This window comes from Pseudophaeobacter leonis, assembly GCF_002087335.1.
GTDB lineage: Bacteria > Pseudomonadota > Alphaproteobacteria > Rhodobacterales > Rhodobacteraceae > Pseudophaeobacter > Pseudophaeobacter leonis.
In genome coordinates, this window is the sequence record NZ_MWVJ01000012.1 from 13,404 (window position 1) to 34,663 (window position 21,260).

A 21,260-nucleotide genomic window follows, 5' to 3' on the forward strand; every position below is an offset into this window, starting at 1 on the left:
ATTTGATGTTTAAAGAATTATTGGCCCGCTTGATGGCCCCGGCACCAGAGCCCCTGACGGATGACGGTGCCCGTCTGGCTCTGATTGCTCTGCTGGTCCGGATCGCACGATCCGACCACAACTACTCTGAAGATGAAAAAGACCGGATCGACCGGATTATCCACAACCGCTATGGTCAGGATATCGGCGGCGCCATCATTTTGCGCGAACAAGCCGAGGCCATGGAAGCCGAAGCCCCGGATACCGTGCGCTTTACCCGCGCCATCAAAGACGCCGTCGCGTTTGAAGACCGCATCGGTGTGGTCGAAGCCCTCTGGCAGGTGGTGCTGGCGGATGGCAAGCGCGAGGCCGGCGAGGATGCCCTGATGCGGCTGTCCGCAAACCTGTTGGGCGTCAGTGATTTGGAAAGTGCCAAGGCGCGGCAACGGGTGGAGGCCTCTGCATGATTGCATATCTCGGTATGTATGACCGGCCGGAAACGGCGGCGGCCAATGATGCCTTTTGGGCCGCCATTCGGGCCAATCTTGGCCAGGGTCCCGACGCACTGCAGCGCGACATAGATCCCTGGGTCGCCTGGCAATCCCCTAACCTGCTGCTGGCACAGACCTGTGGCCGCCCCTTTCGCACCCGGCTCTATGGTGACGTCCAGCTGGTTGGCACGCCTGATTATGGTCTGCCCGATTGTCCGCAAGGCTATTATCGCAGCGTTTTTGTCGCCAGAAAATCAACAGGCACGCCGCGACTGGAGGACTTTGACCGCGGCCGCTTTGCCTATAATGACGCGCTCTCGCAATCCGGCTGGGCCGCTCCGCTCATTCACATGCAGGACCGGAACATTCTGCCCGGCGCTCTGATCGAGACTGGCGGCCATCGCGCCTCGGCCCGCGCCGTGGCGCAGGGAGAGGCGGATTTTGCCGCGCTGGATCTGCTCACCTGGACCATGATAGAAGAATACGACGATTTTGCCGCCGACCTCACGGTGATTACCCGCACCGAACCGACGCCGGGCCTGCCCTTTATCACCTCGTTGCAACAAGACCCGGAAAAGCTTTTTATCGCCATAAAATCCGCCATCTCCTCTCTGGACCGTGATACGCGCGCAAAACTGCACCTCAACGGTTTCCGGCATATTCCCACCAGTGAGTATCTGGCCGTTCCCACGCCGCCCGGCCCAGTCCTGACAGCGCTAAAGATCAAGGCGCGTAGCTAGCGCGCAACAGCTTCCGTTTTGGAGTATTTTTTTAGCCATTTCGCCTATTTCGCATTTAAAGCCCCCGGTTTTAACATTGCATTCATACATTTTTTCGGTCCAATTAGGGTCAGTTTTCCACAACTGGGCGAAACCGCTTTGACCAATCCGGCACCTGTACTCGAAATCCGCAGCCTGCATAAATCCTATGGAGAGCTGGAAGTTCTCAAGGGTGTCAGCATCACCGCCAATCGCGGCGATGTGGTGTCGCTCATTGGCTCATCCGGGTCGGGAAAGTCGACCCTGTTGCGCTGCTGTAATCTGCTAGAAGACAGCCAGCAGGGCGAGATCCTGTTTAAGGGTGAGCCGATCACCTGGACAGGCAAGGGCCTGTCGCGGCGTCCAAGCGATCCTAAACAGGTGCTGCGCATTCGCACCAATTTGTCTATGGTGTTTCAGCAGTTCAATCTCTGGGCCCATATGACAATTCTGCAAAACGTCATGGAGGCACCGGTGACCGTGCTGGGGCGTGACCGGGACGAGGCCGAGGCCTCTGCGCGTAGATATCTCGACAAGGTTGGCATCGGAGATAAATGCGATGTCTACCCGGCGCAGCTCTCTGGTGGCCAGCAACAACGTGCGGCCATTGCGCGTGCGCTGTGCATGGAGCCCGAAGCGCTGCTGTTTGATGAGCCGACATCCGCCCTGGACCCCGAGCTGGAGCAGGAAGTGATCAAGGTGATCAAGGATCTTGCCGCCGAAGGGCGCACCATGATGATCGTGACCCCCGTCATGCGGCTTGCGGCCGATGTGTCGGACACCGTGGTGTTCCTGCATCAGGGTGTCATCGAGGAAAAAGGCAGCGCCGATGAGGTGTTTGGCAATACCCAATCACAACGATTGCGGAATTTCCTGAACACCGACCCGCCACGCACAGCTGCTCTGATCAAAGCGCCGCACCTGGCCGCGACGCCGCCTCTCGTGTGCTGTGCAAAAGAAACGACAAAGACCAAATCAAAAAACTGGTAAATCAAAAACTGGGAGTACCAACATGAAATCACTTATTCTTGGCACCGCCGTTCTGGCTCTGACTGCTGGCATGGGTCTCGCGGACACCGTGCGTCTTGGCACCGAAGGCGCCTACCCTCCCTACAACTTCCTCAACGACAACGGCGAAGTTGACGGGTTCGAGCGCGAACTGGGCGACGAGCTGTGCAAACGCGCCGCGCTGACCTGCGAATGGGTTACAAATGACTGGGATTCGATCATTCCAAACCTGGTGTCCGGCAACTATGACGCCATCATCGCCGGCATGTCGATCACCGACGAGCGCGAAGAGGTTGTGGACTTTACCCAGGGCTACACGCCTCCCTCGCCTTCGGCCTATGCCGCCCTCTCTGCCGATGTGGATCTGAACGGTGGTATCATCGCCGCCCAGACGGCCACCATTCAGGCCAACCACGTCGTCGACACCGGCGCCACTCTGGTTGAATACCCAACCCCCGATGAGACACTGGCGGCGGTCCGCGCTGGCGAAGCCGATGCGGTTATCGCTGACAAAGACTACCTTGAGCCCGCCGTCGAAGCCTCGGATCTGATCTTTGTGGGCGACGATGTGCCTCTTGGTGGTGGTATCGGCATGGCCTTCCGTGAAAGCGATGACGAGATGCGTGGCAAGTTCGACGCCGCCATCACCTCGATGAAGGAAGACGGCAGCCTGAACACCCTGATCGAAAAATGGGAAGTTGGCGGCACCTGGTAATCCAGAACGCCCCACTGCTACGCTCTTGATAAAGGGGGGCATCTGCCTCCCTTTACACGTTTTGGCCCCCCGCCGATCCAGTGATGAGGTCCGCCATTTTTTCCTTTTGTACAGATCCCTCCACTCTGGAGACCTTCCAGTGGATGAGCTGCTATCTCACCACCGGCAAGCACATGGGATTCTATCTCTCCTTTGGCACCGTGCTTTTGCTGCTGGCCATTGCTGCCCCAACCGCTCTTTTGTTCGGGTTTGGTGGTGCTATGGCGGCGCGCGCGCATTTTGCGCCGCTCAGCTGGCTGGGCCGCAGCTATATCGCCGTGGTGCGCGGTGTGCCTGACATCGCCTTTTCCTGTTCTTTGTTATCGCTCTGGATCAGGGCATCGAATATCTGCGTCATAAGGTGAAATGCCCCGACTGGGATGAACCGATTCGCCAGGGCAGCGACTTTATTGTCTGCGAAGCGGCCAAGATGCCCCTGGGCTCCTCGCCACAATGGGTGCATGAGAGTTATGGCTTCACTCTGGCCGTGCTGACATTCGCCATCGTCTTTGGCGCCTTTGCCGCCAATGTGCTGTTTGGCGCCATGCAAGCGGTGCCGCAGAACCAGATCGAGACGGCCGAAGCTTATGGCTTGAGCCAGCGGCAAACCTTTTGGCGCATTCTGGTGCCACAGATGTGGACCTATGCGCTGCCGGGCCTGTCCAACCTCTGGATGGTGCTGATCAAGGCCACGCCACTTTTGTTTCTGCTCGGCGTTGAGGACATTGTCTATTGGGCCCGCGAGCTGGGAGGCAGCAAGACCGCCAAGTTCACAGCCTACCCCCACGAGGATTGGCGGATGTGGTATTTCCTTGGGCTTTTGGTCTTTTACCTCGCGTTCACCCGTGTATCCGAGGTGGTGCTGAAACGGATAACCAACCGGTTGTCTCACGGACAAGCCACCCTGGGCGGTGATGCGCAAAGGAAAGCGACATGAGCTGCTATCAAACCATCCAGGACTACGCCTTTCGCGCCTTTGGCTATGGCGAACGGCTGCTGCCCCGCAGTGATTTCACCCTGTGCGAGCAGTTCACGCTGATTGGCTCGGGGATGATGTGGAACATCTACTTTGGCGTGGTTGCCGTTGTGACTGGGTTTGTGCTGGCCAATCTTCTGGCGGTTGGCAAAAACGCAGCCCCCCCCTGGGCGCGCAAACCAGCGGAATGGTTTATCTTTTTGTTCCGCGGATCGCCCCTCTTTATCCAGTTCTTCTTTGCCTATTTCCTGTTTTTGAACCTGAAAAGTGTTTCAAGCGTTTTTGACCCGCTGTCTTCGGCCTGGGCCGGGGCGCTGATCGTGCTGTTCCTCAACACTGCCGCCTATTCCGCCGATATCTTTTATGGCGCCCTTCGGTCGATCCCCAGAGGCGATATCGAGGCGGCAGATGCCTACGGGCTGTCAGGCTGGTCGCGCTTTCGCGAAGTCATGTGGCCAACCATGATGCGCCTGGCCTGGCCTGCCTATACCAACGAGGCGATCTTTCTGTTTCACGCCACAACGCTGGTGTTCTTTTCCGGCTTTCCCGCCTGGCAGCAAAAGGGCGACGCGCTGTATTATGCCAACTATTTTGCCGACAAGACCTTCAACCCCTTTGTGCCCTACCCGATCCTGGCCTTCTATTTCATTCTGCTGACGCTGGTCATCATCTCGCTTTTTGGCATGGTCAACACATGGCTGAACCGCCACCTGCCGCCAAACAGACGGCCCAAATTGAAGTTCAAACCGAACCTTCTGCGCTAAAAGATCAAAATTTCACGGCTAAAATGGCTCCCTCGGGAGCCATTTTTTATGGCACGTCCTGGCCTGCCTGCGGCAAATCGCAAACTTTTGATCAAATTCTCTTGGCTGATTTGAGATCCTGCGATACAAATGCGCTACGCCACCCAAGGAGCCGACCATGGATTTGTCCACGCTGAAAACCATCCGCATTGCCGCCTGTGATGTGAACGGGCAAATGCGCGGCAAACGCATGCCTGCCACGCTGGCGGCCAAACTCAGTGACGGCTCCGCCCGGATGCCGCTGTCGACGCTCAACGTTGATATCTGGGGCCGCGACGTGGAAGACAGCCCGCTGGTGTTTGAAACAGGTGACGTTGATGGCATCCTTAAGCCCTCGGATCGTGGCCCGGTGCCGATGCCATGGCTTGACAGCCCCTCCGCCCTGATCCCCATGGTAATGGAGCGCGAAGATGGCGCGCCGTTCCTGGGGGATCCGCGTCAGATTCTGGCGCAGGTTCTGGCGCGCTACACGGCGCGTGGCTGGACTGTCCTGGCGGCCACCGAGATGGAATTCAATCTTGTCGACGACAGCGGCAGCGAGCCCGGACCCCCCGCCCATCCCCATACGGGTCGCAAACTGGCACAACAATCCGTTCTTTCCGTCGCCGAGCTGGACGCCTTTGATGCCTTTTTCACCGATCTTTATGATGGCGCAGATGAGATGGGGATTCCGGCCCAGTCCGCCATTTCAGAAGCAGGATTAGGCCAGTTTGAAATCAATCTGGACCACCAGAACGCGCTGCGCGCCGCCGAGATGCCTGGCTGTTTAAGGCTTTGGTAAAAGGGCTTGCCCGCAAGCACGGGCTGGCCGCCACCTTTATGGCAAAACCCTATGCACAGGAGGCAGGCAACGGTATGCATGTGCATTTCTCGGTGGTGGACGAGACAGGCCGCAACGTCTTTGATGATGGCACCGAGACCGGCTCCGAGCTGTTGCACCAGGCGGTTGCCGGCTGTCTGGCCGCAATGCCTGCCAGCACGCTGATCTTTGCACCGCATGGTAACTCATACGAGCGTCTGGTGCCCGGCGCCCATGCCCCAACCGGAGCCGCCTGGGCCTATGAAAACCGCACGGCGGCCATCCGCATTCCCAGTGGAAGCCCAAAGGCGCGCCGTATTGAACACCGTACCGCCGGTGGCGACATCAACCCCTATCTGATGCTCTCGGTGGTGCTAGGCGCCGCCATGCTGGGCATTGAGGATGAAATGGTGCCGCCGCCCGCCTCAACCGGCAATATCTACGACATTGAGGGTCTGCCGCAGCTGGCTGCGGACTGGGAGGCGGCGATTGCCTTGTTTGAAGACAGTGCCCTGATTGCCCGGATCCTGCCAAAGATGATGATCTGCAACCTCGCCATGACCAAACGACAAGAGCTTGCTGGCTTTGCTGACATGCCACAAGAGCGGCATTGGCTCAGCTGGTTGGAGGCGGTATAAACACGGATTGCCTGGGGCATCGACCTCAGCCTGCTAAAATATGATCAAATCTGGTGAACTATGAAAATCGGCATTTTGCAAACTGGCCACGCTCCTGACGACCTCATTGAGGCTTCGGGGGACTATGACCAGATGTTTCGTGACCTTCTGGCCGGCCACGGCTTTGAGTTTGAAACCTATGCCGTGGTGGATGACATCTTCCCGCAAAGCGCCGCAGCCGCCGATGGCTGGATCATCACCGGCTCACGCCATGGCGCCTATGAGGATCACGCGTGGATTGCGCCGCTAGAGGCGCTGATCCGCGAGATCCACGCCAAAAAGCAACCCATGCCCGGCATCTGCTTTGGCCATCAGATCATTGCCCAGGCTTTGGGTGGCAAGGTTGCCAAATATGACGGCGGCTGGGCGGTGGGCCATGTCACCTATCAGCAGGATGGCAAGCCACTGACCCTCAACGCCTGGCATCAGGACCAGGTGGTTGAGCTGCCAGCCGGGGCGCGCGTGCTGGCCGGCAATGACTTTTGTAAAAATGGCGTTCTCGCCTATGGCGACCACATCTGGACCCTGCAGCCCCACCCCGAGTTTCGCAACGAATTCACCGGTGGGCTGATCGAGAAACGCGGCCGGGGTGTGGTGCCCGATGATGTTTTGGATCAGGCTGCCCAAGGCCTTGATGCCCCCGTCGACTCCCTATCTATTGCAACCTTCCTCGCAGATTTTATGAAGCAAGAGAGGACTTGATGTCAGCCTGGCTTGACGATCTTCCCGAAGCGGCAAAAACCTATCTGGAGGGCCGTCGTCTCGACGAAGTAGAATGCGTCATCTCGGACCTCGCCGGCACTGCCCGTGGGAAGGCAGTGCCGGCGTCAAAATTCTCCAAGCAGGATTTCTTTCACCTGCCTGCCAGCATCTTTTACCAGACCATCACCGGTGACTGGGCTGAGGCCGCCGATGAAGACGGCTGGATCGAAAAAGACATGACCCTGCACCCGGACATGTCCACCGCCACCGCAGCCCCTTGGACCGGTGACTGGACCCTGCAGGTGATCCACGACGCCTTTGATCGCGCAGGCAATCCGATTGCCTATAGCCCGCGCAACGTCTTGAAACGCGTCGTGCAGCTCTATCATGATCAGGGCTGGAAGCCGATTGTGGCGCCTGAGATGGAGTTCTTTCTGGTCGCCCGCATCATTGATCCTGCCAAAAAGAACGAACCCATGATGGGCCGCTCTGGCCGACCTGCAGCCGCGCGCCAGGCCTATTCCATGACGGCAGTGGATGAATTTGGCCCGGTGATCGACGATATCTATGACTTTGCCGAGGCCCAGGGGTTTGAAATCGACGGCATCACCCAGGAAGGTGGCGCCGGACAGCTGGAAATCAACCTGCTGCACGGCGATCCGGTCAAACTGGCCGATGAGGTGTTTTATTTCAAACGGCTGATCCGCGAAGCCGCGCTGCGCCACGACTGCTTTGCCACCTTCATGGCAAAGCCGATCGAGAACGAGCCAGGCTCAGCAATGCATATCCACCACTCGGTGCTTGATGTTGAGACCGGCAAAAACATCTTTTCCGATGATGCGGGCGAAGAGACCGAGGCCTTTTACCACTTTATCGCAGGTCTGCAGAACCATCTGCCCGCAGGCATCGCGGTGCTGGCCCCCTATGTGAACTCCTACCGGCGCTACGTTAAGGACCACGCCGCGCCAATCAATCTGGAATGGGCCCGCGACAACCGGACCACCGGCATTCGCATTCCGCTTTCCAGCCCTTCGGCCCGCAGGGTAGAGAACCGGATCGCGGGTATGGATTGTAACCCCTACCTCGGCATCGCGGTCTCCCTGGCCTGTGGCTACCTGGGCTTGATGCAGAAAAAGAACCCGGGCAACCAGTTCAAAGGCAATGCCTATGAAGGGGAAGGCGACATTCCTCAGGTCATGGGCAGTGCGCTGGATCGTTTTTGAAGCCGCCACCGAGCTGCACGAGATTTTGGGACCAGAGTTTGCCCGCGTCTACAGCACTGTAAAACGCGCCGAATATGACGAGTTTCTGCAAGTCATCTCCCCCTGGGAGCGCGAGCATCTGCTGATGAACGTCTAGGCCTGTCGTCGAGAAAACTGGTGTTGAGAAAACTGGCTGCCACTGTCTCTTTCGGTGGCAGCTTCTCTGAATAGCGACCCTCGTGGCGGGCAAATTAAAATTCCTTCCTGGCCTCACAGGCCTGGGTGCTGCTGGGCGCAGACCTAACACGCCTGCGCTGTGCCCCTGCGAACAGTCCTGCTGACAAAACGGTGAAAAAATGGCTTTGAACCTGCTGCACTCCAATGACCGGAAGGGCACATATCCCAACAGCTGGTATGCTGCGACAGCAACGCCCCCAGATCCTTATCCAACGCTTGACAGCGAGATCCGTGCCGATGTTTGCATCATCGGCGGCGGCTATACCGGGCTCTCGGCTGCGCTGCATATGGCTGAGGCCGGAATGGATGTGGTCTTACTGGACGCTCACAGAGTTGGCTTTGGCGCTTCCGGGCGTAACGGGGGCCAGCTCGGCAGCGGACAAAGGCTGGACCAGGAAGGTCTAGAAGGTCTTGTCGGCGCCCCCGAGGCGCAAACGCTGTGGCAGTTGGGGGAAGAGGCCAAAGCGCTGGTGAAATCCCTTATCAGCAAGCATAAAATCGACTGCCACCTGCGTCCCGGTGTGGCCTGGACGGGCTCAAACAAGAGAGACGTGGCGCATCTGCATGACTATGCTCACCATCTGCAGGATCACTATGGCTATGGCGACGTCGAGCTTCTGACTGAAGAAGAGTGCCAGCAGATGTGCCCCTCGCCGGCCTACAAAGGCGGCATGGTGGATCACGGAGCCGGCCATCTGCACCCTCTGAACCTCGCCCTCGGGTTGGCCCGCGCCGCCGCAGGTGCCGGTGCGCGCCTGCATGAAAACAGCGAAGTGCTGGAGATCCAAGAGGGGGCTGAGCTGCGCGTCAAAACTGCCAACGGCGAGGTCCGCGCTGATCAACTGTTCCTTGCCTGCAACGGCTATCTTGGCGGCCTCAACCGCCAGGTCGCTGCAAAGGTCATGCCAATCAACAACTTCGTCGTTGCGACCGAACCTCTGGGAGAGGAAGCCAGCCGCGTGTTGCGCCGCGATGTAGCGGTTGCCGATAGTAAGTTCGTGGTCAATTATTTCCGCCTGAGCCATGATAAGCGACTGCTGTTTGGTGGTGGCGAAAGCTACGGCTACCGCTTCCCTGCCGATATTGAGGCCGTGGTGCGCAAGCCGATGACAGAGGTCTTTCCGCATCTCCCCGACGTAAAGATCGACTATGCCTGGGGGGGCACGCTGGGCATCACCATGAAACGCATGCCTATCTGGCGCGCCTTGCACCAAACGTGCTGTCGGCCTCTGGCTATTCGGGTCATGGCGTTGGCACCGCGATCCATGCAGGCCAGTTAATGGCCCGCGCTGTACAGGGCGAGGCCGAGGGGTTTGAGACAATGGCCAAAATACCGGCTCCCAGCTTCCCGGGCGGACCTGCCATGCGCTCACCGCTTCTGGCCCTGGCAATGACCTGGTATGCCCTGCGCGACCGCATCGGTCTCTAAAACAGCAAAGATTTCCAAGCCGTCATGCGCCCTGTTTCAGCTCTGCCTGAACAGGGCGTTTTCCGTTTTGAGCCTGTAGCCCGCGCTCCCTGGCGCGCCTCGTAACAAATCTGTGAAATTTCGCCGACCATTGCATCGAATTTGCCCTGCCCCCTTGGCAGCGCCGCCTCCTTGTTTTATATTTTCAAAAACCATAATTCAGGAATTTGAAATATGTCTCTGCCTCCGAATGTCCATGATGCTGAGCCAATCCCAGACTCTGCCCGTGCCGCCATCGACGCTTTGATGAAATCTGGCGATCTGTTTCGCTACACAGCCCCCGCAGACGCACCGGTTGCGCTTTTGGAGCAGGAATTCGCGGCTCTGCTGGGCTGCAAATATGCTTTGGCTGTGTCATCCTGTTCGGCAGCTCTGTTTCTGTCTCGGAAAGCGCTGGACCTGCCCCGTGATGCCCGCGTCCTGATCCCCGGCTTCACCTTTGCCGCCGTGCCTTCGGCGGTGGTGCATGCCGACTGCGTCCCGGTGCTATGCGAAGTTGGCGAGCACTATCGCATCGACATGGCCGATTTTGAGGCCCGCCTTGCGGCCGACATCCAGGCCGTCATTATCAGCCACATGCGCGGCCATACCTCTGATATGGATGCGATTTTGTCCCTCTGTGACGCACGCGGCATTCCGGTGATCGAGGACGCAGCCCATTCTCTCGGCACCACCTGGAACGGACGAAACATTGGCACTCTGGGCAAGATCGGCTGCTTTTCCTTTCAGTCCTATAAGATGATCAACGCCGGCGAGGGCGGGAGCCTGATCACAGATGACGCCGAGCTGGTGGCGCGTGCCGTGATCATGTCAGGCGCCTATGAACACAACTGGCAAAAGCATAAGGGGCCAAAAGGCGACAACAGCCCTGATCTGGCCAATGCCTTTGGCAAGTGGCAGAACCAGTTGCCCTTGTATAATCTGCGGATGAGCAATCTCTCGGCGGTCGTCATTCGCCCACAGCTGCCAGAGCTGACCCGCAGGGTGCGGGATGGCTTGAAAAATCACGACTATGTTGCGGGCCGCCTGAACAGCTCACCTTTCTTCAACGTCCCCGCGCCCCTTGGGCCAGAGCAACGCGCCCCGGATTCAATTCAGTTCAATCTGGTGGGCATGAGCGACGATCAGATCACTGCGTTTTCGCAGGCCACTGCCGAGGCTGGTGTCAAGGTGCAGATCTTTGGCCGCTCCGCCGACAATGCGCGCGCTTTCTGGAACTGGCAATTCATCAAGGATTTGCCAGAGCTGCCGCAAACCCGAGCCATGCTGATGCAGGCCTGCGATGTCCGGCTGCCCGTGCGTTTAAGCCGCGAAGAACTGGATGTGATTGCCGAAATCCTGCTTGGTGCAGTTACCGCAACCATGGCCCGCGTCGCCGCATAAAGCACCCTTGCCATATCCCGGTTGCGCAGCGCGCCTTGGCGCGCTGCCGGGCCCAACTGAAAGAGCCCCCTTTGGGGGCGGCTTTCAGGCGGGAGCCTCGCCCTCTTTTTATCTGGCCACCTAGCCTTGCATCAACACATCGGCCTCAAAAACGAAAGGCCCCGAAAACCTCGGAGCCTCTTTTGGGTTTTGGTCCAGTCTTCAGGTCCTGTCTTCAGCTCCAACCTTGATACAGCTGACGCCTATTTCAGCTTGGACAGCTTTTCCTGTAATTCCGACAGTTGGCGTTTGATCGCATCCAGGTCTTCGCCACTGCCCTCTTTTGCGCTGGTATCTTCAGGAGCAGCAGCAGGGCTGCCCCATCCGCCAGCCAAACCACCCGGTAGCCCGCTGGTCATCGCTTTCAAAAAGGCCTCTTGCTGCTGTTTCAGCGCGTCAAAACCCGGCACCTGAGACATGGGGCTCATTGCGGAGATGTTTTCGACCATTTGTGATTGGCTATCACGCAACATATATCAAACGAGGTCTGCAAGAACTGCGGCATCATCCCGCCACCGGCTGCATATAGCTGCGGACCAAATCGTTCAGCACGTTCACCGGTAAAATATTCTCGCCGCGGCTTTCGTGTTCCGCAATGATTTGCAACAGATATTGCCGCGTGAGGTCATCGCCCGATTTCAGATCCACGATCTGGACCTCACGCCCCTCACGGATAAACCCCGCAATATCTTCCAGAGTGACATAGTCGCTGGTCTCGGTGTTGTACAAACGCCGACTGGCATATCGTTTCAGCAGGGGTTTTTCATTATCCGCCATACTGTCCCTCCCCGGACATGATGCATTGCAGAAAAAAGACTATGCGAGCGCAGCACAAAAGAAAAGCCTGCAGAACAGGTTGGTCTGCTTGGCGCTCTCGCGAACCGGACCATTGCCACTTGATACACCCCAAAATTCCGCTTGAGCTCAACTGTACTTGAGGTTTTAGAAAGGTCACCGCAGTAACAGGAGATGCGGGTTGAACATTTTGATCCTTGGGGGCACAGGCTCCATTGGCAGCGCCGTGACGGCCGAACTGGTCGCCGCCCATCATCAGGTTGTCGGCCTCTGCCGTTCGCAGGCCTCAGCCAAAAAACTCACAGCCCTTGGCGCGCGGCCCGTTCAGGGCGATCTGCGCGCGCCCAAAGGCTGGTATGATGCATTGCAAAACGCTGATGCGGTCATTCAGGTGGCCTGCACCTTTGAAGACAACATGGGGGCGGTTGATAGCCTCACCATAGAGGCCATAGGCCAAGAGGCCCGGCGACGCAGGCAGCCTCTGCGTGTCCTTTATACCGGGGGATGCTGGCTCTATGGAGAAACCGGCGACCTGATCGCCAGTGAGACCAGTGCCCGCCGCCCAATTCCGGCCTTTGCCTGGATGGAGCAGAACGCTGGCAGTCTGCTGGAAGATCCAAACCTGAACTGCTGCGTGGTGCATCCTGCCATGGTCTACCATGAAAGCGGTGGCGGCGTTTTTGCGCGTATGCTGCAACAGGCCTCTGTCGGCTTGCCGCTCGAAGTCTGGGGCAGCCTTCACACCCGCTGGCCGCTGGTTCATCGTCGCGACCTGGCCCGCGCTTACCGGATGCTGATTGAGCGTCCCGGCCTTGGCGGGCACTATAATGTCGCGGCCCAATCTGGCGTGCCGGTGCAGGAAATCCTGACGGAGATCGTCACGCGCCACCGCCATGCGGCGCCTATGTGGTGCGCAACCGCAAACATGTGATGCAGAAATACGGCGCCTGGGCCGAGGGTCCGACACTGGACCAACAAATCCGCGCTGAAAAGATCCATGAGACCTGCGGCTGGGTGCCCGAGATAAGCGACTTTACCCAAGCCCGTTTCTGAAACCAGCTAGTGCAAAGCAACCCCGTTCCGGCGCGCACCAAGCTGCGCTTTGCGCACAGGCCAGATGCGAGATAGCCAAATGCGAGATGGCCAGATGCGAGATGCGAGATGGCCAAACGAAAAAGGACAGGTCGAGGAGACCTGTCCTTTTTACACGGTGTCACTGGATCATAGGCAGGGAGGAGCTTTGATCCGGCTCATCGTGTTCAGCCCAATTGGACTGCTTATTTCTGCACTGCTTATTTCGCGGCCGCTTTTTTGGCTGCAGTGGTCACTTCGTCGGTGGCTTTTTTGACTGCGGCAGTGGCTTCCTGGCCCATGTCTTTGCCAGCGGCCATCAGCAGCTCAACGGTTTCCATCTGAACCTTTTTGGCGACTTCAGCAAAGGCAGCCATGTTTTCTGCAGCAACTTCAGCGGAAGCGCTGGCAAAATCTGTTGCCGATTTTGCATAGTCAGCAGGGTCTGTTTTGGCCTGAGACATGCCGGACATTTTCGACAGAGCGTCTTTGGTCCATTTGCTGGAGATTTCCGAAGACTGCTCAGCAGCGCCCAGAACAACAGCGCTCAGCTTTTCGTTCAGCGCGGCGGTGTTCTTGAAGGCTTCTTCCATAGCGGAGGTGTCCACTGGAAATGCACCCATCATGTCTTTCATCATAGCGGTAAAATCTTGTGTCTTAGCCATTGAACTGGTTCCTCTGGTTGCCATCTCGGGACCACCCCGCGTTTCAGCATGAGGAATATATACTTGCCGCACCGCAGCATTTCAAGAAATTTCGTGCTGCAGTGCAGAAAAATTATCGTGAAAGGTTATAAATCAAGACCTTGCACGGATACGCACATAGCTCCCGGGTGCCTGCTCTAGCGGTGGGTTGTTCGAATCACCCGGCTCGCGTGCCTCAACCTGCTTGCCCGAACGCTTTTTCAGCCAGCTTTCCCAGCGGGGCCACCAGGAGCCGTCGTGAAAGCTCGCCCCTGCCATCCAGGCCTCGGGATCCAGTTTCAGATCGTCATTGGTGTAATGGCCGTATTTGTTGCGACTGGGCGGGTTGACGATGCCGGCGATATGGCCCGATTGCGAGACGACAAATGTTTTGCTGCGCGCGCCCATCGCCTGAACACCACGATAGCAATCGCTCCAGCGCGCGATATGATCCGTCTCGCAGGTGATCGCCATCAGGGGAACATCCACATCCTTAAGCTGCAGCGTTTCCCCAAACAGGGTGATGCCGCCATCCGCAAACTTGTTGCCCTGGCAAAGGTCCCGCAGATACTGCACCGCCATCTTTCCCGGCAGATTGGCCCCATCCCCATTCCAATAAAGCAGATCAAAGGCCGGCGGCGTCTCCCCCAGCATATAGCTGCGGATGGCCGGGCCATAGACCAGATCATTGGCCCGCAAATACGAGAAGGTCCGCGCCATGATATAGGAGGGCAGAATGCCATCCTCGCCGATCTCTTCGACGATCGCATCGACAAAATCATTCTGCAGAAACGGCGTGAAATCGCCCTGGTCAGAAAAATCGGTCAGCGCCGTGAACAGCGTGGCGGATTTCACCGATTTGTCGCCACGCTTTTTCATCAGCGCCAGCGTCAGGCTGAGGGTCGTCCCGGCAATGCAATATCCGATCGCATTCACCTGCTTTACGCGACAGATCTCTTTTGCCTTCTCGATGGCCGTCAAAAATCCCTCTTCAATGTATTCCTCGATCCCCACCTCGGAATAGTCACCCTTGGCGGTTGGGTTTATCCAGGAGACAACAAACAGCGTATAGCCCTGCTCGGTCACCCATTTGATCAGACTGTTCTGGGCTTTGAGATCAAGAATGTAGAATTTGTTGATCCAGGGCGGAAACAACACGATGGGCGTCTCATGCACAGTTTCCGTGGTCGGGCGATACTGGATCATCTCCATCATCCGGTTGCGAAATATCACTTCGCCCGGGGTCGTGGCGATATTGCGGCCAATCTCAAAGGCGCTCTCATCCGCCAGCCGGACCACCAGCTCACCGTTATTGGCCTCAAGATCCGACACCAGGTTCTGCAACCCGTCGATCAGCGATTGCCCCTCGGTCTCAAGCGCCTTTTCCAAAGCATCCGGGTTGGTGGGCAGAAAGTTGGTTGGCGCCATCATGTTGATGATCTGATCAGAGAAATGCGACAGGCGCTTGCGGTCGATTGGCTCCAGATCAGTCACCTCATCCACCGCCGCCCGGATCAATGCTGAATTGGTCAGATATTGCTGTTTGACATAGTTAAAATAGGGGTTCTTTTCCCACATCGGATTGCCAAACCGCCGATCCTCCAGCTTTGCCTCCGGTGCGTCATCTTGCTCCTGCGCCGCCAGAATTTTCTGCGCTTCGGCAAAATTCAACACGGATTTTCCCCAGTATTCCACCTGTTGTTCCATCATTTTAGCAGGGTTTTGAAGGATTTCGGCCCAGTAGGAGGTTGCTGCACGTGCGAACAATTCCTGATTCGGACCATCCAATCCGGGGTGGTGTCCCTTTCTGGTGGACATGATTTCCACCAGTTTCTGCGAAAGCTCGTCCACTTTCTCCATATTTTCCTTAAGTCGTTCAATGTGTTCCGGCGAAGTGCTTAGGTCCAATGCGTCACTTGTTGTCATCTTAAGGAATCCCCCATACTCTTTCTGCTGTGCAGAATACTGGTTTCACCATGTTACGCCAAAGCGACGAAAGGTCCGAGGCCCTGCATCAATTTCCGTCCCCAATCGTGGGATTTGGGCGGCCAGCCAAAGGAAACCATATGCGTTATATGATGTCGTACGACTTGATGGAAACCGCCCGCAACATGAACCAATGGTTGGGTGCCAGTGCCTTGTCGATGGCCTCTTACCCTGCGTTTTCCGCTCTGCCTAACCCGGCGCTCAACTGGATGGCAGCCTGGGGCGAGGTCACCGAGCGCACCTTTCAGCGCATGACCGTCAAGCCAGATTGGGGCATCCACTCCTTTACCTGCGAAGACGGCAAGGACCATCTGGTCGAGGTGACCCCGGTGGTTGAACGCGCCTTTGGGGATCTGATCCATTTCCATGTCGCCGGCCGTAAAGAACAGCCCCGCAAGGTGCTGGTGGTCGCCCCCATGTCAGGTCACTATGCGACCCTGCTGCGCTCAACCGTAAAGAGCCTGCTGGTCAACTGCGAAGTCTATATTACCGACTGGCACAATGCCCGCGACATTCCGGTGTCGGAAGGCAAATTCGATATTGAAGACTACACGCTGTACCTTGTTGATTTCATGCGTGAACTTGGCCCTGACACCCATGTGGTCGCGATCTGCCAACCGGCGCCGCTCACGCTTGCGGCCACGGCCTATCTGGCCGAGCAGGACCCTGAGGCACAGCCCTCCTCGCTGACCCTGATTGGTGGCCCCGTTGACCCGGATGCCACCCCGACCGAGGTCACTGACTTTGGCCGCCGTGTCACCATGGGCCAGCTTGAGGAAACCATGATCCAGCGGGTTGGCTTTAAATACCAAGGCGTTGGTCGCAAGGTCTATCCGGGCCTGTTGCAGCTGTCTTCGTTTATGTCCATGAACATGGACCGGCACTCTCAGGCCTTTCAGGACCAGATCCAGCGCGCCAGCCGCGGTGAGTCCTCGGATCATGATGCCCACAACCGGTTTTACGACGAATATCTCGCAGTGATGGATATGACGGCAGAGTTCTATCTCTCCACCGTTGAACGCGTCTTTAAGGGCCGCGAGATTGCCCGCAATGAATTTATCGTCGATGGGCACAAGGTCGACATCGGAGCCATCACCAATGTGGCCGTAAAAACCGTCGAAGGGGCCAAAGATGACATCTCAGCCCCGGGCCAGTGTATCGCCGCCCTGGAGCTGTGCACCGGCCTGCCCGACAGCAAAAAGGCCAGCCACGTTGAGCCCGGCGCGGGTCACTCTGGCATCTTCGCGGGCCGCAGCTGGCGCGAAAACATCCGGCCGCTGGTGATTGATTTCATGGATGCAACCAGCCGCAAGCCTGCAGCCTCCGAAACATCAGCCGCCATTGCACCCGTCTCCAAAGCATCAGCCTCCAAAGCACAGGCCTCTAAAGCACCGGCATCCAAAGCACCGGTATCCAAAGCATCAGCGGCCAAGCCTAAAGCACGCAAAGCCTGATCATCATGGCGACAGGCGATCACTCCTTTTCGTGTTCCTGTGGCGCGTTTGCCGGGCATATTCCGGCAGACGCCCAAAAGTCCGGGCTGAGGCTGGTCTGTTTTTGCCCCGATTGCCGTGCCGCTGAGCTCTACCACCGGCAACCAGACCCAATAGAGGGGGTGGACCTGTTTCAGGTAGCGCCCCATGCCGTGACCATCACACAGGGTGCAGAACATTTGCGCCTGTTGCGTCTGGGCCCCAAAGGCCTGTTTCGCTGGTATGCGGGCTGTTGCGGCACCCCAATTGCAAACACCCTGTCCAAGCCCAAGCTGGCCTTTGCTGGCCTGCGCTCAGATCTGTTTGACAGCAAAGAGGCGCTTGGCAAGGTCAAGGCCCGGGCCCATGTGGTACGAGCAGGCAAACCACCCCGCAACGAAGGGATGCCTCGCATGGTCTATGGTATTTTCTCGCGTATGATCATCGCGCGCCTGTCCGGCATGTGGCGTCAGACGCCGTTTTTTGACCTGGAGACCGGCAAACCCGTGGTCGCGCCCGAAGTAATCAGCAAAGAGACCCGTGCAGGACTTTACCCATAACGATTTGATCTAACGCCGGATTTCAGGCCAGGATTTCGGGCCGGGCTTCTGGTCGGCCTTCTGGAAAAACTCTGGCGTCAGCCCTCTGCCTCGGCACCTGTTGGCGCCGCGAGCCAATCCAGCAGGGCACGATTGACCGCTTCCGGCTGTTCCAGCCCGGGTAAATGCCCAGCGCCCGAAATGATCTCAAGCCCGGCATGGGGGATAAGCTCTGCCAGGAACTCATGCCGCTTCACCGGGGTGAGCCGGTCATATTCGCCGCACATGATCAATGTCGGCACCTGACAACGCCGCGCTGTGGCCTGTTGGTCAAGTCGGCGTTGCAAGGCACGGCTTTGGTCAACAAAAAGCGCGGCGCCCAAATCCAGCCCCATCTGCCGCACCAGGTTCAGAATCTCCAGCCGCCGCGTCCCCGGAGCCAGAACCTCGGGCGGCAGCGATTGTTGCAGCGCCTGTTCCAGGCCTCCGGTGCGGGCACTGACAATCAGCGGCTCGCGCATGGCGGCCTGATCTGGCGTCTCCGACAAGGGCGTTGTGGCCATCAGACACAATCGCGTCACCCGCGCAGGCGCCCGGCGCAGGATTTCCAGCGCCACGATCCCGCCCATCGACAGTCCCAAAAGGGCAAACCGCTCGGGCAGCATTGACAGAATATGCGTTGCAATCGCATCAACCCGGTCGCCGCCATGCAGAGGTGCGACCATCACCGGAGCCTGAGCCGACAGCGCATGCAGCTGCGGCGTAAAGACCCGCGCATCGCACATCATACCCGGCAAAAGGACCACCGGCTCCGCCCCCCAACTCCCTGCTTGTTCCATACCAGCGGCCCTCATCTCTATGAAATCGTGTCGGTAACAAGCCTGCCAGCCTTTACGAATGGCAAACCCAGGGAGATCTCTCGGATAATATCTTTGCGGAGAGTTCCTTATTGGAGCAAGAGACTATTGCAGTTTTCACGCCGCACTGGCCTGGATTTTTTGATTGTTCCGCTGGACCGGTCTTTCAGCAACACTCAACAACGCTGATGCGGGCTCAATAGCCATTCCAGCGAAACGCGCCCTCAGCTGAAAGCTTGGCGAACGGGTTATGCGCCACCTCCCAGATATGGCCGTCGGGGGCACGGAAATAGCCAATGTATCCGCCCCAAAAGACCTCTGATGCGGGGCGCAGGATCTCGGCGCCCGCCGCCTGAGCGCGCGCCATCAGTGTATCGACCTCCTTTGGGGTGCGGGTATTGTGGCTCAGCGTCATCGCCCCGGAGCCCAATTCCGCAACCGGCAGGCCAATATCCTCGGCCAGTTTATCCAGCGGATACAACCCCAGCGTCTGCGAGATCAGATCAAAGGCAACAACCCCATCCGGGCTGTCGACCGGCTGCCACCCAAGGGCGGTGTAAAACGCCTCGGCCTGCTCCATATCCGGCACCCCAAGGGTGATCAGGCTCACGCGTTGCTCCATGGTCATATCACATCCTCACATCACTCTTGTGGCTGTGCCCATCAGTCTTGTGGCCGCGCCCATCGCCCCCCCCATCGCAGCAGGCCTCAAAGGCACCCCGGTCGCGACAGATCTGGGCCTAGAGCAACTCTGCGACAGAAGCCTCGATCAGTGCAAGACAGGCGTCATCTGAGAAGCGATGGTCGCCGTCTTTCACCAGATTGAGGCGCATATCGGCGCAGCTGGCGTGCTGCAGCAACCGCAGCGCTGTGTCCGTCGAGACAGCCGTGTCCGCCGTGCCCTGCAGGCAACGCACCGGAAACGGCAGCTCAAGCCTATCGCGCAGTACCAGATGGCTGCGCCCGTCTTCGATCATGCGCTTGCTGATGCGATAGGGCTCCATGTAATCGCTGGGCAGCTCAACAAAGCCCCTCGTCTTCAGCTCCGCCTTCTGCTCTGGGGTGAAACTGGCCCAATAGCCGTCTTCGGTAAAATCTGGCGCTGCGGCAATCGTCACCATACCCTGGATCCGCTCGGGCATGGCTTTGGCCAGCAACAGCGCCTGCCAGCCGCCCATGGAGGAGCCAACCACCAGCAGCGGCCCCGTGGTCAGTTCGGTGATCGCCGCCACAGTGTCTTGATGCCAATCCCCAATGCAGCCCTCCTCAAAGGTGCCAGAGCTTTCGCCGTGGCCGGAGTAGTCAAACCGCAAGAAAGACTGCCCGCGCGCCTTGGCCCAGGCCTCAAGATGCACCGCTTTGGTGCCCTCCATGTCGGATTTCAGCCCGCCCAGAAACACCACAGTCGGGCCGCTGCCCGTTTGGTGATGATAGGCAATACGGCGCCCCTGCGCTGTGTTGAGAAACTGTGTTGCAGCCATTTATCCACGCTCCCTTGTTTGTCCTAAGATGTGCCATGCAAGCGACAGCGCTGCAATTGCCTTTCCGCCTCCCAGCGCATGACCAGCCTCAGCGGCGCGGGTCCTCATGTTTGCCCCTCAGGCATGCCCCTCAGGCTTGCCCCTGTGCGTGACTGCGCCTAGTCTGCGCCGATTATATGAATGACAATCCAGGGCCTCTAAATGACACGAGTGATAAGCCGCAGTTTTCTGGTGCTCTTAGGTTTGCTCATTACCCTGACAAGCTGCTGGGCCGTGCTGGCCCTGTGGTATCGACTGCCATTCAATGATGTGACACGCGGGGCCTTTGCCGCAGGTTTTGCGGTTCTGGCCATAGCAGTGATACTGGGGCTGTTTCGCACCCGTCGGCTGCGCGCACTGGCCACCTATTGTCTGGCTCTGGCAACGGTCCTCACCTGGTGGGTCAGCCTGACCCCGCCCCATACGCGCAACTGGTCGCCAGATGTGGCGCGACAGGTCACAGGCGAGCTCGAAGGCTCCACTCTGACCCTGACGGATGTCCGCAATTTCACCTGGCGCAGCCCCGAAGATTTTGACGCCCATTGGGAGGTCCGGCACTACGACCTGGAACAGCTTGAGACGGTCGATCTGTTCATGTCCTATTGGTCCGGCAAGATGATCGCGCATATGATTGTGAGCTTTGGCTTTTCCGACGGCGAACATATCGCCTGGTCGGTCGAGGTCCGGCGTCAGCTCGGCGGAGGCTTCTCGCCGGTGGCGGATATGTTCAAGACCAACACCCTGGCAATTGTTGCCGCGGATGAGCGCGACCTGATCGGCACCCGCACCAATGCGCGCGGTGAGGATGTGCAGCTCTTTCGCATCCGCACCAGCCCGGAAAAAGCCCGCGCGCTCCTGCTGCAATATGTTGAGGCCGGCAACCGGCTGGCGCAGCAGCCGCAATGGTACAACTCGGTCTTCACCAATTGCACCACGGTGGTGTTTCAGATGATCCGCACGATTGTGGGTGAGGTGCCGCTCGACTGGCGGGTTATGGCAATGGCTACCTGCCCGAATATGCCTATGAGGCAGGTGTGCTGGACATGCGTCTGTCCCCGCCC

16 protein-coding genes and 6 pseudogenes are annotated in these 21,260 nt (G+C 58.2%); 16 read left to right on the top strand and 6 right to left on the bottom strand.

The annotated features are described in order from the left end of the window. Positions 1-5: 5 nt before the first annotated feature. From B4968_RS04625 to B4968_RS04675, 11 genes and pseudogenes are all read left to right on the top strand, one after another. Positions 6-446: a tellurite resistance TerB family protein gene (locus tag B4968_RS04625; protein WP_083097038.1), complete on the top strand. Its 441-nt coding sequence runs from the start codon at positions 6-8 to the stop codon at positions 444-446. Then, complete coding sequence (locus B4968_RS04630; protein WP_083097040.1) at positions 443-1,210, top strand: phosphate/phosphite/phosphonate ABC transporter substrate-binding protein; 768 nt, start codon at positions 443-445, stop codon at positions 1,208-1,210. The genes B4968_RS04625 and B4968_RS04630 overlap by 4 nt, the downstream gene beginning before the upstream one ends. Positions 1,211-1,348: 138 nt before the next feature. Further along, positions 1,349-2,135: pseudogene (locus B4968_RS04635) on the top strand (ABC transporter ATP-binding protein). Positions 2,136-2,240: 105 nt separating this feature from the next. Continuing rightward, positions 2,241-2,951, top strand: coding sequence for a transporter substrate-binding domain-containing protein (locus tag B4968_RS04640; protein WP_083097042.1), 711 nt, complete (start codon positions 2,241-2,243; stop codon positions 2,949-2,951). A 143-nt stretch (positions 2,952-3,094) separates the two neighbouring features. Then, positions 3,095-3,927 (top strand): annotated as a pseudogene (locus B4968_RS04645) (ABC transporter permease). Further along, positions 3,924-4,730: an ABC transporter permease gene (locus B4968_RS04650; RefSeq protein ID WP_083097044.1), complete on the top strand. Its 807-nt coding sequence runs from the start codon at positions 3,924-3,926 to the stop codon at positions 4,728-4,730. Before B4968_RS04645 ends, B4968_RS04650 begins: the two are co-directional and overlap by 4 nt. 157 nt (positions 4,731-4,887) lie before the next feature. After that, a pseudogene (locus B4968_RS04655) lies at positions 4,888-6,206 on the top strand (glutamine synthetase family protein). Between the two features lie 60 nt (positions 6,207-6,266). After that, on the top strand, positions 6,267-6,947 hold the full coding sequence (locus B4968_RS04660) for a type 1 glutamine amidotransferase (protein ID WP_083097046.1): 681 nt from the start codon (positions 6,267-6,269) through the stop codon (positions 6,945-6,947). Next, a pseudogene (locus B4968_RS04665) lies at positions 6,947-8,306 on the top strand (glutamine synthetase family protein). Before B4968_RS04660 ends, B4968_RS04665 begins: the two are co-directional and overlap by 1 nt. A gap of 199 nt (positions 8,307-8,505) precedes the next feature. Continuing rightward, positions 8,506-9,815: pseudogene (locus tag B4968_RS04670) on the top strand (NAD(P)/FAD-dependent oxidoreductase). 213 nt (positions 9,816-10,028) lie between these two features. Beyond that, positions 10,029-11,237: a DegT/DnrJ/EryC1/StrS family aminotransferase gene (locus tag B4968_RS04675; RefSeq protein WP_083097048.1), complete on the top strand. Its 1,209-nt coding sequence runs from the start codon at positions 10,029-10,031 to the stop codon at positions 11,235-11,237. Between the two features lie 242 nt (positions 11,238-11,479). Here the strand turns inward: B4968_RS04675 and phaR are convergent. Next, positions 11,480-12,053: pseudogene (phaR, locus tag B4968_RS04680) on the bottom strand (polyhydroxyalkanoate synthesis repressor PhaR). Positions 12,054-12,252: 199 nt separating this feature from the next. Between phaR and B4968_RS04685 the strand changes: the two are divergent. Beyond that, the gene (locus B4968_RS04685) at positions 12,253-13,002 is read left to right on the top strand and encodes an NAD-dependent epimerase/dehydratase family protein (protein ID WP_241525563.1); all 750 of its coding nucleotides are present in this window, start codon (positions 12,253-12,255) and stop codon (positions 13,000-13,002) included. After that, entirely contained in the window at positions 12,981-13,124 is a 144-nt protein-coding gene (locus tag B4968_RS24050; RefSeq protein WP_241525565.1) for a hypothetical protein, read from the top strand. The genes B4968_RS04685 and B4968_RS24050 overlap by 22 nt, the downstream gene beginning before the upstream one ends. A gap of 239 nt (positions 13,125-13,363) precedes the next feature. Here B4968_RS24050 and B4968_RS04690 read toward each other — a convergent pair whose 3' ends face one another. Further along, positions 13,364-13,807, bottom strand: a complete 444-nt coding sequence (locus B4968_RS04690) for a phasin, PhaP (RefSeq protein WP_083097050.1) — start codon at positions 13,805-13,807, stop codon at positions 13,364-13,366. 132 nt (positions 13,808-13,939) lie between these two features. Further along, positions 13,940-15,751, bottom strand: a complete 1,812-nt coding sequence (locus B4968_RS04695) for a PHA/PHB synthase family protein (RefSeq protein WP_083097052.1) — start codon at positions 15,749-15,751, stop codon at positions 13,940-13,942. A 140-nt stretch (positions 15,752-15,891) separates the two neighbouring features. Here B4968_RS04695 and phaZ point away from each other — a divergent pair, with 140 nt between their 5' ends. Continuing rightward, positions 15,892-17,265, top strand: a complete 1,374-nt coding sequence (phaZ, locus tag B4968_RS04700) for a polyhydroxyalkanoate depolymerase (RefSeq protein WP_083097054.1) — start codon at positions 15,892-15,894, stop codon at positions 17,263-17,265. Positions 17,266-17,270: 5 nt separating this feature from the next. Then, positions 17,271-17,843: a DUF6151 family protein gene (locus tag B4968_RS04705; protein WP_083097055.1), complete on the top strand. Its 573-nt coding sequence runs from the start codon at positions 17,271-17,273 to the stop codon at positions 17,841-17,843. A gap of 77 nt (positions 17,844-17,920) precedes the next feature. Here B4968_RS04705 and B4968_RS04710 read toward each other — a convergent pair whose 3' ends face one another. The 3 genes from B4968_RS04710 to B4968_RS04720 all read right to left on the bottom strand — a co-directional run bounded on the left by B4968_RS04710 (position 17,921) and on the right by B4968_RS04720 (position 20,160). After that, positions 17,921-18,661 carry an alpha/beta fold hydrolase gene (locus B4968_RS04710; RefSeq protein WP_139792571.1) on the bottom strand — a complete coding sequence of 247 codons (741 nt, stop codon included), beginning with the start codon at positions 18,659-18,661 and terminating at the stop codon, positions 17,921-17,923. A 214-nt stretch (positions 18,662-18,875) separates the two neighbouring features. Then, a complete protein-coding gene (locus B4968_RS04715) occupies positions 18,876-19,301 on the bottom strand; it encodes a VOC family protein (RefSeq protein ID WP_083097061.1) in 426 nt (141 codons plus the stop codon). A 118-nt stretch (positions 19,302-19,419) separates the two neighbouring features. Beyond that, positions 19,420-20,160 carry an alpha/beta fold hydrolase gene (locus B4968_RS04720; RefSeq protein WP_083097057.1) on the bottom strand — a complete coding sequence of 247 codons (741 nt, stop codon included), beginning with the start codon at positions 20,158-20,160 and terminating at the stop codon, positions 19,420-19,422. Positions 20,161-20,361: 201 nt separating this feature from the next. Between B4968_RS04720 and B4968_RS04725 the strand changes: the two genes are divergently transcribed. Continuing rightward, positions 20,362-21,260 (top strand): Lnb N-terminal periplasmic domain-containing protein (locus B4968_RS04725; RefSeq protein ID WP_241525566.1); only part of this gene is annotated, 899 nt, incomplete at its 3' end.

Coding starts and splice junctions, on each gene's coding strand:
- B4968_RS04625 (WP_083097038.1), top strand. CDS start 6: ATGTTTAAAGAATTATTGGCCCGCTTGATGGCCCCGGCACCAGAGCCC.
- B4968_RS04630 (WP_083097040.1), top strand. CDS start 443: ATGATTGCATATCTCGGTATGTATGACCGGCCGGAAACGGCGGCGGCC.
- B4968_RS04640 (WP_083097042.1), top strand. CDS start 2,241: ATGAAATCACTTATTCTTGGCACCGCCGTTCTGGCTCTGACTGCTGGC.
- B4968_RS04650 (WP_083097044.1), top strand. CDS start 3,924: ATGAGCTGCTATCAAACCATCCAGGACTACGCCTTTCGCGCCTTTGGC.
- B4968_RS04660 (WP_083097046.1), top strand. CDS start 6,267: ATGAAAATCGGCATTTTGCAAACTGGCCACGCTCCTGACGACCTCATT.
- B4968_RS04675 (WP_083097048.1), top strand. CDS start 10,029: ATGTCTCTGCCTCCGAATGTCCATGATGCTGAGCCAATCCCAGACTCT.
- B4968_RS04690 (WP_083097050.1), bottom strand. CDS start 13,807: ATGGCTAAGACACAAGATTTTACCGCTATGATGAAAGACATGATGGGT.
- B4968_RS04695 (WP_083097052.1), bottom strand. CDS start 15,751: ATGACAACAAGTGACGCATTGGACCTAAGCACTTCGCCGGAACACATT.
- phaZ (WP_083097054.1), top strand. CDS start 15,892: ATGCGTTATATGATGTCGTACGACTTGATGGAAACCGCCCGCAACATG.
- B4968_RS04705 (WP_083097055.1), top strand. CDS start 17,271: ATGGCGACAGGCGATCACTCCTTTTCGTGTTCCTGTGGCGCGTTTGCC.
- B4968_RS04710 (WP_139792571.1), bottom strand. CDS start 18,661: ATGGAACAAGCAGGGAGTTGGGGGGCGGAGCCGGTGGTCCTTTTGCCG.
- B4968_RS04715 (WP_083097061.1), bottom strand. CDS start 19,301: ATGGAGCAACGCGTGAGCCTGATCACCCTTGGGGTGCCGGATATGGAG.
- B4968_RS04720 (WP_083097057.1), bottom strand. CDS start 20,160: ATGGCTGCAACACAGTTTCTCAACACAGCGCAGGGGCGCCGTATTGCC.